Raw genomic sequence first — 13,372 nt, forward strand, 5'->3', positions numbered from 1 at the left:
GCGGCCGGTTCAGGCCGCTTGCGGCGTGCCGCTGCGGGCGCAATGCTCGATCGCCGCGACGATGCGTGCGGGCGAGTCGACCACGACCACGCGCGGGTGGCCGCCCTCGACGCCATGCTCGAGCTCATGCGCCCAGGTCACGTGATAGGGCATGTGCACGCCCCAGGCGCCGAGCTCGACCACCGGCTCGATGTCCGAGCGCATCGAATTGCCGACCATCGCGAAGCGCGCCGGCTCGACACCACATTCGGCGAGCACGCGTGCGTAGCTGTGCCGATCCTTTTCCGAAACGATCTCGATGCGGTGGAACAGGTCGGCGAGGCCGCTCTGCGCGACCTTGCGTTCCTGGTGGAACAGATCGCCCTTGGTGATGAGCACGATGCGATGGCACGCGGCGACGGCGGCGACCGCATCGCGGATGCCGGGCAGCAGTTCCACCGGATGTTCGAGCACGCGTTTGCCGAGCGCGATGATGGCGTGGATGTCCGTGGCGGCGATGTGCCCGTCGGTGAGCTCGATCGCCGCCTCGACCATCGACAGCGCCATGCTCTTGGCGCCATAACCGAACAGCGCGAGGTTGCGCCGCTCGGCGGCGTAGAGGCGGCTGCGCACCTCGGCGTCGGCGACGTCGATCCAGCGACCGACGATGCGCTCGAACTCGGCACCGGCGTGCTGGTAGTACCCCTCGCTGTGCCAGAGCGTGTCGTCACCGTCGAAGCCGACCAGGTCGATCATGCGCCGCCGTCCGGCAGGGTGTCGAGCACGGCGGCCAACTCCGCGGCGAGCGGCGCGTTGAACACGAAGCTCCTGTCGCCGAGCTCGAACGCGAAGCGCGCCGCGTGCAGGAACAGCCGATGCAGACCATGCTCGCGCATGCGTTTGTTGAAGTCGCGGTTGCCGTACTTGTCGTCGCCGGCGATCGGATGCTCGATGTGCCGGGCATGCACGCGGATCTGGTGGGTGCGACCGGTGTCGAGGCCAACCTCGACCAGACTGGCGGACTCGAACCGCTGCAGCTCGACGAAGCGCGAGCGTGAGCTCTTGCCCTCGGCGTCGACGCGCACCATGCGTTCGCCGCCCTGCAGCACCGACTTGAGCAGCGGCGCATCGACCACCAGCGGCGTGCGCGGCAGTTGGCCCTCGAGCAGGGCGAGATAGCGTTTGTCGACGCGGGCGTCGCGGATCGCCGCGTGCAGGGCCAGCAGCGCCGAGCGCCGCCGCGTCAGCACGAGCACGCCGCTGGTGTCGCGGTCGAGCCGGTGGGCGAGTTCGAGCGTGTCGCGCGGACGCGCCGTGCGCAGCAGCTCGATCGCGCCCAGGCTGACGCCGCTGCCGCCATGGCTGGCGATGCCGGCGGGCTTGTCGATGACGAGGAAGTCGCGGTCCTCGTGGATGATCGTGGCCTCGATGCGCGCGAGCAGGCTGGCCGATGGCTGCACGTGCTCGCCCGGCGCCGCCAGCCGCACGGGTGGGATGCGCACCAGGTCACCTGCGGCGAGCCGCTGGTCGGGCCGGACACGACCGCCGTTGATGCGGACCTCGCCGCTGCGGCAGATGCGGTAGACGAGGCTGCGCGGCACGCCCTTGAGGCGCGCCAGCAGGAAGTTGTCGAGCCGTTGGCCGGCGCGATCCTCGGCCACGGTGACGCTCTCCACGCGCGCCGGTGGCGGCGGCGCGGCCACCACCGCCGGTTCGCGCTCGCGCTCACGCGGCGCGCCGGACGCTGGGCGCCCGCGCCGTGGCGGTCGCTCCGCCTGGGCGCGGCCTCACCGCGCACCGTGGCGCCCGCAGCGGTCCGGCCAGCACCGCTGCGGCCGGCCGCTCGCGGCGCTTCTCGCTGCGCCCCGCCGCCGGCCGCTTGCCGGCGCCGCGCGGGCCCGGCCCGGCGGCAGCGCCCGGCCGCGCCTGGCGGGTCGTGGCGGCGGCACCCTTTGCGGCAGCGCCGGGCGACCCCTTGGACGGGTTCCGGCGGGCCTTGCGATTTGTCGTCGAAGTGCGTGTCTTCATTGAAAAAAGTGCCTGCGCCCTATATCCTGCGCGACGCCAGTTGCGTCGCTTCGTCCCCCCATCCGCGGGAGGTCGCAGCTCGATTGACGCACCCGTCCACCACATCCCTGCCGCAGCGCACGTACGAGCTCCAGTGGAGCGACGTGCGCCACCGCAGCCGCGATCGTAGTGGGTCGAGTCGCAAATTGCGCGTCGCCCGAAGGGCGGCGCGGATTCGCGGGCGGGCAACAACCCCAACCCGGGCCGGCGCGCGGAAGCGTCGGCATGATGACAAGACGGGCGCACCTGCCGCCGTCGACCCGCGAAACGCGGGGCCGCGCAGCGCGAACCACGCGCAGCGCCGACGACAGTCGAGCGCCGACAAGGAAACACGACAATGAAGCGCATGTTGATCAACGCGACTCAGCGGGAAGAGTTGCGCGTGGCGATCGTGGACGGCCAGAACCTCTACGACCTGGACATCGAGATCCCGTCACGGGAACAGAAGAAGGCCAACATCTACAAGGCCCGCATCACCCGCGTCGAACAGTCGCTCGAAGCCTGCTTCGTCGACTACGGCGCCGACCGCCACGGCTTCCTGCCGCTCAAGGAAATCTCCCCGCAGTACTTCGCCCCGGGCCTCAACCCGAACAAGGCGAGCATGCGCGAGCTGCTCAAGGAAGGCCAGGAACTGGTCGTGCAGGTCGAGAAAGAGGAACGCGGCAACAAGGGCGCGGCGCTGACCACCTTCATCAGCCTCGCTGGCCGCTACATGGTGCTGATGCCCAACAACCCGAAGGCCGGCGGCGTGTCGCGCCGGATCGAGGGCGAGGACCGCACCAACATCAAGGAGGCGCTCGATCATCTCAACGTGCCCGACGAGATGGGCCTCATCGTGCGCACCGCCGGACTCGGCCGCGATGCCGAGGAACTGCAGTGGGACCTCGACTACCTGCTGCAACTGTGGAAGGCGATTTCCGAAGCCGCGCAGTCGCGCAACGCGCCGTTCCTCATCTATCAGGAATCCAAGCTCATCATCCGCGCGCTGCGCGACTACCTGCGCAACGACATCGGCGAGATCCTCATCGACCATGAGGAGCTGTACCAGGACGCGCGCGAGTTCGTCCAGCAGGTGATGCCCAACAACCTGCGCAAGCTCAAGTTCTACCAGGACACGACGCCGCTGTTCTCGCGTTTCCAGATCGAGACGCAGATCGAGCACGCCTTCGAGCGCACCGTGCGCCTGCCCTCGGGTGGTTCGATCGTGATCGACCAGACCGAAGCCCTGACCGCGATCGACATCAACTCGGCCAAGGCCACCAAGGGCAGCGACATCGAGGAAACCGCGTTCAACACCAACTGTGAAGCCGCGGTGGAAATCGCGCGCCAGTTGCGCATCCGCGACGCCGGCGGCCTCATCGTCATCGACTTCATCGACATGGACAGCCCGCGCCACCAGCGCGAGGTCGAGGACAAGCTCAAGGACGCGCTCAAGCTCGATCGGGCCCGCGTGCAGATCGGTCGCATCTCGCGCTTCGGCCTGCTGGAGATGTCACGCCAGCGCCTGCGTCCCTCGCTCGGCGAATCCACCCAGATCGTCTGCCCGCGCTGCGAAGGCCATGGCCGCATCCGCAGCGTGGAATCGCTGTCGCTGTCGGCGCTGCGCCTGGTCGAGGAGCACGCGATGAAGGACAGCACCGGCCAGGTGCTGGTCCAAGCACCGCCGAGCGTGGCCAACTTCCTGCTCAACGAGAAGCGCAAGCAGCTCAGCGAAATCGAGGCGCGCCACGACGTCAACGTCATCGTGGTCGCCGACGACAAGCTCGAGACGCCGCATCTGGAAATCCAGCGCCTGCGCGCGGCCGACCTCGGCGACGAGGTCAAGCCAAGCTACCAGCGCACCACACCGGTGGCGGCCACGCCGCTGCCGACGATGCTGCGGCCGAGCGAAGAACCCGAGCAGCCCGCCGTGGCGGGCGTGGTGCGCGCCACCCCGGCGCCCGAACGCCCCGAACCCGCGCCGGCGCCCGTGTCGTCGCCCGTGCCGGCGGTGCGCGTCGCCGCCGAAGGCGCTGCCGCGCGCCCGGGCCTGTTTGCCCGCATCGCGCAGCTCTTCCGTGGCACGCCGGCCGCCGCCACGCCGGCAGCACCCGTCCGCGTCCGGCCCGCAGCGCCGCGCGCCTGGGCGGCGCCTGCAGCGCAGTCGCCCGCGCCCAGCGCGGCCAGCTGGGTCGCGGGCGCAGGCCCCGGCCGGCGCACGCGGCGCAGCCAACGGCCAGACGGGCCAGCGCGACGCGCGCCAGCAGGAACGCGGCGGCCAGGCCGCACGCAGTGGCGGCCAGCAGCAGGGCCAGCGCCAGTCGGCGCAGCCGCGCCGCGACGATCGTGGCAGTGCAAAGCCGACGCCGCAGGACGCCGCGCGCGGCGAGGCTCGTCCAGCTGGCGCCACGCCACGCAAGACCGAAGCCGCGCCACAGCCAACAACGCCGCGGACGCCCGCTGCCACGCCGGCACCCGCACCGACCGCAGCAGGTGAACCGCTCACGCCTGACGTGAGCGCCATCGCCACGCTCGAGGCAGCCAACACACCGGCCGCCGCCGCCGATGCCAACGTCGCCGCCGATGGCAACCGCGAGGAGTTGCGGACACGTCGCCGCGGCCGCCGCGGTGGCCGTCGCCGCCGCAAGGACGGCGCCACCGCCACGGGCGCCGACGGCAGCGGACACGCCGATCATGAATCGCACGATGTCGATGACGAGGACCGCAGCGGCGAGCAGGCCCAGCCGGCGGCGCGCACGCCCGCGACGGCGCCGCAGCGTGACCCGTCTGCACCGGCGCCGGTCGCCGCAACGGCGGCAGTAGCCGCTGCAGCCAGCGTGCCGGCCCCCGCCGCCGCGCCGGCGCCCACGGCAAGCACCGCGAGCACGAGCGCAGCCACCGCGCCAGCAAGCCCGCCGACAACGACCGAACGCGCAGCCCAGGCAGTGCCACCGGCCGCGACCGAACGCCCAGCCACACCCGCGGCGACGCCGAGCGCAGCGGCAGCCGAACGCACGCCTGCAGCCACGCCGGACGCAAGCGAACGCGCAGCCCAGGCAATGCCACCGGCCGCAGCCGAACGCCCGGCCACACCCGCGGCGACAGCGAGCGCGCCGGCAGCCGAACGCGCGCCTGCGGCCAAGCCCGCGCCCGCAGCGACACCACCGATGCCGGAACGGCGCCCCGACGCGGCGTTCAGTCCGCGACCGGGACTGCCCGGTATCGCGGCAGGATCGCTGGGTCCCACCCACGCCAACCCGATCGCCAGTTCGGTCGCTGCCGTGCTCAGCGGCGCGCCCGCACCGCTGCCGCCTTCGCACACGCTCGACTTGCCGCTCGGTTCGCCCCGCCCCACCGCCCAGCCAGCCAAGCCGGCATCTGCACCGACTGCTGCAGGTCCGACAACGACCGGCAGCGGCGCTGCGCCAACACCGACCGCCGCGCCCGCAAGCGCCACCGCCGGCGCGCCTGCGCAGGCGCACCCCGTCGAGCGCAGTGGCAGCGCGAGCCCCGCACCGGCCACGCCGGCGGCGCCTGCGCCGACCACACCGACCGCGAGCACGGCACCGCCGGATCGCGTCCCCGCGCCGTCACCGGCGCCGTCCGAGCACAAGGATGCTGCGGGCAGCTGATGCCTGGCCCTGCGAGCGACGCCGCTGGCGTCGCTCGCAGCAGCGCGCGCTCAGCTGGCTTCGTCGAGCAGACCGTGGCGCCGGGCCAGACTGGCTAGCGCCACCGGGTTGTCGATGTCGAGCTTGCCGAACAGGCGGTACTTGTAGGTCGCAACCGTTTTCGCGCTGAGGTTGAGCCGATTGGCGATCGCCTGCATCGTCTCGCCGCGCGCGAGCATCAACGCCACGTCGAGCTCACGCGTCGACAATGCGGCGAACGGCGACTCGCCGCTGCCATCGATCTGCCCCAGCGCCAGCGCCGCGGCGATGTCGGGTGACAGGTAACGCTTGCCGTCGGCCACCGTGCGCACGGCGCGGATCAGCTCGTCGGCCGGGCAGCCCTTGGTCAGATAACCGCTCGCGCCAGCTTCGATCAATCGCTTCGGGAATGGCGAATCACTGACCATCGTCAGCACGACGATGCGCGTCCTGAGCTTGTACTTGCGCACGCGGTCGGTCAGCTCGATGCCGCTCAGGCGCGGCATGTGGACATCGATGATCGCCACATCGGGCTCGCTGCGACGGATCAGGGCCAGCCCCTCCTCGCCATCGGCCGCATCACCGACGACCTCGATGCCGCCCTGCTGCGCCAGGATCATGCGAAAACCCGTGCGCACGAGCTCGTGATCATCCACCAGCACTACGCGAATCATCGCTTCGCTCCCCATGTAGCCCGGAGGCCAGACAATAGCGCATGCCAAGGGCCGCGTCCGCATATAATCGCCGCATCCGGACCGCCGCTGGACGCAGCCGGGTCGTCACGCAATGCAGTCGCGCTGCGGCGCGCCAGCGCAAGGTGCCGCAGCAGGCAGCGACATCGGCCACCGGCATGCGAGTGCGCAGCGAACGATGCCGCCATCAGGCCAGCCGGGCCGGACGCGGGTCAAGTGCAAAAACAACGGTGGGTTGGCCGAGCGGTTTAAGGCACTAGTCTTGAAAACTAGCAAGGGGGTAACCCCTTCCAGGGTTCGAATCCCTGACCCACCGCCACACAACACACGCCAGGCGTCGTCGCGGGCCCAATCGCAACCGCCCCCCGCAGCGCGCGGTCGGTCGTGGCACGCGCACCTGCCAGCCGCTGGCCCGAACGCACCGCGGTAGCCGCTCCCGACTTGCCGGGTTGCGGCAAAAGCCTCATCAGGCGAAGAGCGCAGAACGGAGTGCCGTGAAGCGCGCTTGGCGCGGTCCGGCTGTCCGCGGTTGGTGCGGGCAGCAAGCGACCGCCGGTGATGAGCGGCCCTGCGTTATGCGACGCAATCAGGGGCGTCGCCGGACATCGGGTCGCAACGGCGGGCGTATCCGCCAGGCCGCGTCCGCGGCGGGCGTCGCGCGGTGTCGTTGGGTTCGCCAAGCCGCTCATGGCCGCCGCGGCAGCGGCAGCAGCATGCGTACATGGCGCTGATAGTCGCGGTAGGGCTCGCCCAGGCTCGCGGCCAGGTCGTGTTCCTCGAAACGCAATGCCAGCACGATGTAGAGCGTGCTCGCCAATGCGAACAGCAGATGGGACAAGGTCATGTGCGGGCTGGCCCAGAAGGCGATGATGAAACCGAGCATGAGCGGATGGCGCACGAAGCGGTAATAGCCGCGTGAGGTGAACCCCACCGGCGGACACGGTCGCTGGCGCAGGTTCAGCCACACCTGACGCAGGCCGACGAGGTCGAAGTGATTGATGAGGAAGGTGCCGCTCAGCACGATCAGCCAACCCAGCGCGCACAGCGCCCACAGCAGCGCCGCGCCAACCGCATTGTCGACCTGCCAGATCGTTCCGCCGAGCGGGCGCCATTGCCAGAACAGCAGGATCAGGGCGAGGCTCGACGCCAGCACGTAGGTGCTGCGCTCAACGGCGGCGGGCACCCAGCGGGTCCACCAGCGCTTGAACGCCGGTCGCGCCATCACGCTGTGCTGCGCGGCGAAGAGGCCGAGCAGGAGCGCATCGACGAGCAGCGCCTCGCCGAACGGTCCGGCCGCCGGCGAATCGAGCGAGGTCGGCACGCCAAAACCACCGACGAAGCCGATCGCATAGAGGAACGTCACGAGGAAAAGCAGGTAGCAGAACACTCCGTACAGGAAGGCAAGTGCACGGGTCATGGTGGGTCTCCAGCCGACGCAGGGGCGCAGCCAACGGTGCGCATCGGCGGGGAACGCCACTCGCTGACCGCCTGCGACAGGCCGCGGCGACAGCGCGGGCGCGTCTTTCGCTGCCATTCATGTCGTGGCGGCGGCCGTGCACGCTACTGGGCGGGCGATTCCGGGTAGACGTCGCTGCGTCCCGACAACTGGCGCAGCAGCGTGCGCGTGAGCGGCGGCAGGTCGTCCGCCGGGAGCTGTAGCGCGATCGCTGCGTCGGCAGCCGCGCGCGCTTCGTCGTCGCGCTTGAGGTCGCGCAGGATCTGCGCCTTCTGCACCAGCATGCGCACGCGCACGACCTTGCCGTTCGGCTCCACGCGTTGCCAGTCGGCCAGGCAGTGGTCGATCTCGCGCAGGGCCTCGTCGTTGCGGTCGGCCAGCCACAGGGCCTGCGCATAGCCCTGCCGGATCAGTGCGGCCTCGCGCGAGTCGGCGCGGCCACCGCGCCCGAGGATGGCGAGGGCCTCGGCCGCATCACGCAGCGCCGCGCCATGATCGCCCTGCTTGGCTTCGACATTGGCCAGCGTCGACAGCGAGTAGGCAACGCTCGGATGGTCGTCGCCGAACAGCGTGCGCCGCTCGGTCAGGGCCTGTTCCATCTCCCGCCGTGCGGCATCGAGCTGGTTCTGCCGGTAATAGGCCATGCCGAGGTTGTTGCGTGCGCGTGGACAAACCTCGTCGGCGATCCGTGCCCGCTTGCATATCGCAATGGCCTTTTCATAGTCGGACTGCGCGGCAGCGAAGTGGCGCTGCGCGACGGCGGCATTGCCCAGCGCATCCCACGTCTTGGCGATCTCGACGTGATCGCCGCCGTAGACCTCCTGCTGCATCGCCAGCGCCTGTTGCAGCAGCGCATCGGCTTCGGCGTACTTTTCCTGGCGCGCGACAATCGTGCCAAGCGAGCGCAGGGTGGTCGCGATCGCGTCGTGAGGCGCGCGGTAGATGCGCAACTTGAGCGCGAGCAAGGCGCGGAATCGGGCCTCGGCGCCGGGCAGATCGCCAACCCCATCGCTGGCGACGGCGAGACTGCCGAGCGCATCGAGGTAGCGGTCATCCTCGGCGCCATGGGCCGCTTGCCAGCCATCGACGGCTGGCTGCAGCACCGCGATGGCCTCGGGGTAACGCTGCGCCTGCGCGAGGACATCGCCCAGTTCGAACTGCGCCGCCCTTGCCGCCTCGCTGTCGGTACCGTACCGGCGTTGGGCGATCGCGACCGCTTCGCGGCGGTCGGCGATGGCGGCATCGGGCTTGCCCAGCACCATCTGCGCAGCAGAGCGGATCGCCAGTGCACGCGACAAATCGGCATCGGGTGCGGCACGCAACGCCGGCACCAGCGGTGCCAGCTCGGCCAGCGCGCCCTCGTCGTCTCCGGCGCGCTGACGCGCCTGCGCGTGCGCCACCTGCGCGCGCATTGCCGCCGCTGAATCGCCGGCGGCGACTGCCGCCGCGGCCGCCTGCGCGAACAGCGACTGCGCTTGCGCGAAGCGCGCCATCGACAGCTCGACTTCGCCCAGCGTCTGCGACAGGTCGGCGCGCGTGAGTGAATCGAGCCTGGCCGCGGCCAGCCGCTGCTGCGCCTGCTCCACCAGCAGCTCGGGCGTGAGCCGCTGATCGCGCGGCAGGTGCGCGCGGGCGGCATCGAACAGACCGAGCACGAAGTCGCGCACGGTGTTGGCGCGCGTGGCTTGCTCGCGTGCCCGCTCGGCCTGCCACAGGGCCATGCCGAGCGCAGCGAGGATCGCAACGAGGAACAGCGCGCTCAGCGCCACCCCTCCGCGGTGACGCTGCACGAACTTGCGTGTGCGGTACAGCCGCGAGGGCGGATGCGCCGATACCGGACGTCCAGCGAGGTAGTGATCGATGTCGTCGGCCAGCGCGCCCGCCGAGGCATAACGTCGCTGCGGCTCCTCGGCCAGCGCCTTGAGCAAAATGTTGTCGAGGTCGCCACGCAGTGCGCGCCGCAGGCGCAACCGAGCTGACGGTGGCACTGCTGCGTCGGTGATTTCGTTGACCCGCGACGAGGGGCGTCGCGTCGGCTGGCCGCAAGGGCGCAGCCCGAGCAGCAGCTCATGCAGCAGCACGCCGAGGCCGTACACGTCGGTGGCGGTGGTGATCGGCTCACCTCGCACCTGTTCGGGGGCGGCGTAGTCGGGCGTGAACACGCCCGCGGTGGCGTGCGCCGCAACCTCATCCTCGGCCATCAACTTGGCGATACCGAAATCGAGCAGCTTCACTGTGCCATCGGCGGTGACGAGGGTGTTGGAGGGCTTGATGTCGCGATGCACGATGAGGTTGCGATGGGCCTCGGCGACCGCCCGACACAGTGCCGCGAACATCTGCACGCGCGAGCGCACGTCCAGCCCATGCGCCGCCGCATAGTCGGTGATCGGTTCGCCATCGATGTACTCCATGACGAGGTAGGGAATCCCCGCCTCGGTCACGCCGCCATCGATGAGGCGTGCGATGTTGGGGTGCGCCAGCGCCGCCAGCACCTGTCGTTCGCGCTGGAACAGCCGCTGTTCGAGTTCCGAATACAGTCCGCGCCGCAACAGCTTCACGGCTGCCTGCTGGCGGAAGTCGGCACCTTCGCGCTCGGCGAGAAACACCGCCGACATGCCGCCCTGGCCGAGCGCACGCACGATCCGGAACGCACCCACGCGCGAGCCGAGCAGGCCGGCAGCGGCCAGGCGCTCGGCATGCTCGCCCACGGCGGTGTCGAGGAAGCCGCGGCGGTCATGTGCGGCCAGCAAGCGCAGCAGGTGATCGCGCCGGGCGTCGTCGGCAACATGCTTGCTCAGCCATTGCGCACGGTCGTCGACCGGCAACTCGCGCAACTGGTCGAACGCCTCGCGCAGGGCGCCGTCGGCGCTGGGTTCGTGGTCGGGTGGGGAGTGGGTCATCGCGGCAATCAACGCCGTGGCGCGCGCGATTGCGACACGCTCAGGCCAGCTGATCGTGCAGGAACGCACGCGCGAACGCCCAGTCGCGATCGACCGTACGGCGGGTGACGCCCAACTGTTCGGCAACCTGCTCCAGCGGCAGACCGGCGAAATAGCGCAGCTCCACCACCCGCGCGGCCCGCGCATCGATTGCTTCGAGCTGGTGCAGCGCCGAATCGAGCGCCAGCGCGCCCTGTGCGTCCTCCAGTGCCAATCCGCTGTCGCTGCCACTGAGGGTGATCGCGACCCAACCGCCACCAGCACGCTGGCGCAGATGATCGCGCGCGTGATCGGCCAGCAGGTGACGCATGGCCTGCGCCGCGTAGGCGAAGAACTGCGCGGGATCGTCGAAATGGAGTTGGTCGTGCTTGCCGATGCGCAGATACAGCTCGTGCACGAGCACCGTGGTGTCGAGCGTGCCGCGATCGCGCACACGCAGTTGCCGCGCGGCCATCGCCTTCAGGCGCGCATACACGGCGTCGAACATGGCGTTCGCCGATCCGGTCACCGCAACTGATGCAGGCACGTCCATGGCCGCATTCTACGGCCGTCGGGGACCGCCGTCTCGGCGGCGCCGCCAGCCACCCCCAACGGTGGCGGCGGCGCCCTGCTCGCGGCGCCTATTCGTTGCTCTGGTCGCTGAGGCGGTTCTCGAAGCGCTGGATCTTGGCGTTGCTGCGCAGCGAGGTGATGAACTCTTCGGTGGTGGTGGCCGCGAGGTTCTGCTGCAGCGTATTGCGGGCGGCTGCGCGCGTGGTGGCATCGAGCGTGGCCGGATCACCGTCGGTCACGTTCCGCAGCTCGACCAGCGCGTAGCTGTCGCCGCCCAGCTCGACCAGCTTGTGGCTGGGCTTGCCGGCCTCGCCGCGCGGCATCGAGAACGCAGCCTTGACGATTGCGCTGTCGATGTTCACCGCCCCGCGCCCTATGCCCTTCTCGTCCTCGACCTTGAGGCCGTTGGCGGTCGCGAGCTCGGCCAGCGACTTGCCCTGCGCGAATTGTGCATACAGTGAGTCGGCATGGGCGCGCGCCTGCTGCGACAGCCGCTGGGTCAGGATGCGGGCACGCACCTCACCCTGCACCTCGGCCAACGGCCTCGGGGTGGCCGCCAGGTGCTCGGCATCGCGCAGCACGATGATGTGGTTGGGGCCAAGCTCGACCGGGTCGGAATTGTTCTTCTGCACGAGCACCGAGTCGGAGAATGCCGCCTTGACCACGGCCGGATTGGCCGCCACGCCCTCGCCACCGACGCGCGCGAACGGGCCCGCCTTCTGGATCGGCAGGTTCAGGTCCTTGGCCACGCCATCGAGCGAGGTCGGATCCTGGTAGGCGAGATCGGTCAGATGACCGGCCTTCTCCGAATACAGCCGGTCGCGCTCGCTGCTCTGGTATTCCTTGAGCAGTTCGGTGCGAACCTCGGCAAAGCTGCGCGTGTTGCCCGGACGCACGTCGACGAGCTTGATGATGTGGTAGCCCTCGCTGCCGAGAACGGGCGCCGAGACCTGCCCCTTGGCGAGCGCGAACAAGGCATTCTCGAACGCTTCGTCGGTGACGCCCTTGTCGAGCCAGCCCAGGTCGCCGCCCTGGTTCTTCGAACCCAGGTCGTCGGAGTACTGCTTGGCCAGCGTGGCGAAATCCTTGCCGTCCTTGATTTGCTTCTCGATGTCCTCGGCCTTGGCCAGGGCGGCCTTCTGGTCCTCGGCGCTGCCCTTGCCGCCGACCTTGATGAGAATGTGCGACGCTTCGCGCTGCTCTGCGGTGACGAAGCGCGACTTCTCCTTCTCGTAGCGCTCCTGGAGCACGCTGTCGGGCGGCGTCTCGTCGAACGGGATCTTCGCCGCGTCGAGCTCGACGTATTCGATCGCCACGCGCTCAGGCACCATGAATTCGGCCTGGTGCTCCTTGAAGTAGTCGTCGATCTGCTGCTGCGTCACTTCGGTGTCGTGCTGCGCCGGCTTGTCGAGCTTGACGAAGCCGAAATCGCGGCGCTGCTCGTGCAGGCGCAGGTAACGGTCGACGTCGGCATCGGTCACGATCACCGAGGCCGCCAGCTGCAACGGCAACTGGCGCACGGCGAGATTGCGCCGCACCTCGTCCTCGAACGACAGCGGGCTCTTGCCGATCGAGGCCAGCGCCAGCTTGTACTGCTCCGGATCGAAGTGGCCATCGTTCTGGAAGGCCGGAATGCGCGCGATCTCATCGCGGATCGCCGCCGCAGGCACGACGATGCCGAGCGCTTCGTTGGCACCGACCACCGCCTGCTCGTCGATGAGCTGGTTGAGGAAGCCAAGCTTGACCTGGGGCTGGTCGAGGATGCTGAGGTCGACGCCTTCGCCCAGCCGCTGCGCCATCATCTGCCGGTACTGGCCGAAGCGCTCGCGGAACACTTCCTGGCTGATGTCGACACCGTTGACGGTGGCGACGCTGGTGTTGATGCGCGACTGGAAGTAGCTCTCGACACCGAAGAACGAGAAGCCGATCGTGACCAGCACGAGCACGATCTGCACGAATATCCTGGACGCCTTGCCGCGCAGCAATCTCAACATGAGCGGGAAACCTGATCTGGGAATGGCCAAGCGGCCGGGTAAACGGGGTGGAACCGCGCATTGT

General features: G+C 69.7%; 8 protein-coding genes and 1 tRNA gene. 2 read left to right on the plus strand and 7 right to left on the minus strand.

Annotated elements, in window-relative coordinates:
- Window positions 1-9: 9 nt before the first annotated feature.
- Both KF903_RS07480 and KF903_RS07485 read right to left on the minus strand, forming a co-directional pair.
- Window positions 10-735 (minus strand): HAD family hydrolase, encoded by a 726-nt coding sequence (locus KF903_RS07480; RefSeq protein WP_291213201.1) that lies wholly within the window; start codon window positions 733-735, stop codon window positions 10-12.
- The gene (locus KF903_RS07485; protein WP_291213203.1) at window positions 732-1,640 is read right to left on the minus strand and encodes an RluA family pseudouridine synthase; all 909 of its coding nucleotides are present in this window, start codon (window positions 1,638-1,640) and stop codon (window positions 732-734) included. The genes KF903_RS07480 and KF903_RS07485 overlap by 4 nt, the downstream gene beginning before the upstream one ends.
- A 743-nt stretch (window positions 1,641-2,383) precedes the next feature.
- Here KF903_RS07485 and KF903_RS07490 point away from each other — a divergent pair.
- Entirely contained in the window at window positions 2,384-4,522 is a 2,139-nt protein-coding gene (locus tag KF903_RS07490) for an Rne/Rng family ribonuclease (RefSeq protein WP_291213206.1), read from the plus strand.
- Between the two features lie 1,185 nt (window positions 4,523-5,707).
- Here the strand turns inward: KF903_RS07490 and KF903_RS07495 are convergent.
- Window positions 5,708-6,349, minus strand: a complete 642-nt coding sequence (locus tag KF903_RS07495; RefSeq protein ID WP_291213209.1) for a response regulator — start codon at window positions 6,347-6,349, stop codon at window positions 5,708-5,710.
- 247 nt (window positions 6,350-6,596) lie between these two features.
- Here KF903_RS07495 and KF903_RS07500 point away from each other — a divergent pair.
- Window positions 6,597-6,686 (plus strand) — tRNA-Ser (locus KF903_RS07500).
- A gap of 366 nt (window positions 6,687-7,052) precedes the next feature.
- Here the strand turns inward: KF903_RS07500 and mddA are convergent.
- The 4 genes from mddA to KF903_RS07520 all read right to left on the minus strand — a co-directional run bounded on the left by mddA (window position 7,053) and on the right by KF903_RS07520 (window position 13,308).
- Window positions 7,053-7,784, minus strand: coding sequence for a methanethiol S-methyltransferase (gene mddA, locus KF903_RS07505; protein ID WP_291213212.1), 732 nt, complete (start codon window positions 7,782-7,784; stop codon window positions 7,053-7,055).
- 143 nt (window positions 7,785-7,927) lie between these two features.
- Complete coding sequence (locus tag KF903_RS07510) at window positions 7,928-10,723, minus strand: serine/threonine-protein kinase (protein ID WP_291213215.1); 2,796 nt, start codon at window positions 10,721-10,723, stop codon at window positions 7,928-7,930.
- Window positions 10,724-10,763: 40 nt separating this feature from the next.
- Window positions 10,764-11,249, minus strand: a complete 486-nt coding sequence (locus KF903_RS07515) for an ECF-type sigma factor (RefSeq protein ID WP_291213219.1) — start codon at window positions 11,247-11,249, stop codon at window positions 10,764-10,766.
- Between the two features lie 133 nt (window positions 11,250-11,382).
- Window positions 11,383-13,308: a SurA N-terminal domain-containing protein gene (locus KF903_RS07520; RefSeq protein WP_291213222.1), complete on the minus strand. Its 1,926-nt coding sequence runs from the start codon at window positions 13,306-13,308 to the stop codon at window positions 11,383-11,385.
- Window positions 13,309-13,372: the final 64 nt, after the last annotated feature.

It is taken from the genome of Dokdonella sp. (assembly GCF_019634845.1).
GTDB lineage: Bacteria > Pseudomonadota > Gammaproteobacteria > Xanthomonadales > Rhodanobacteraceae > Dokdonella_A.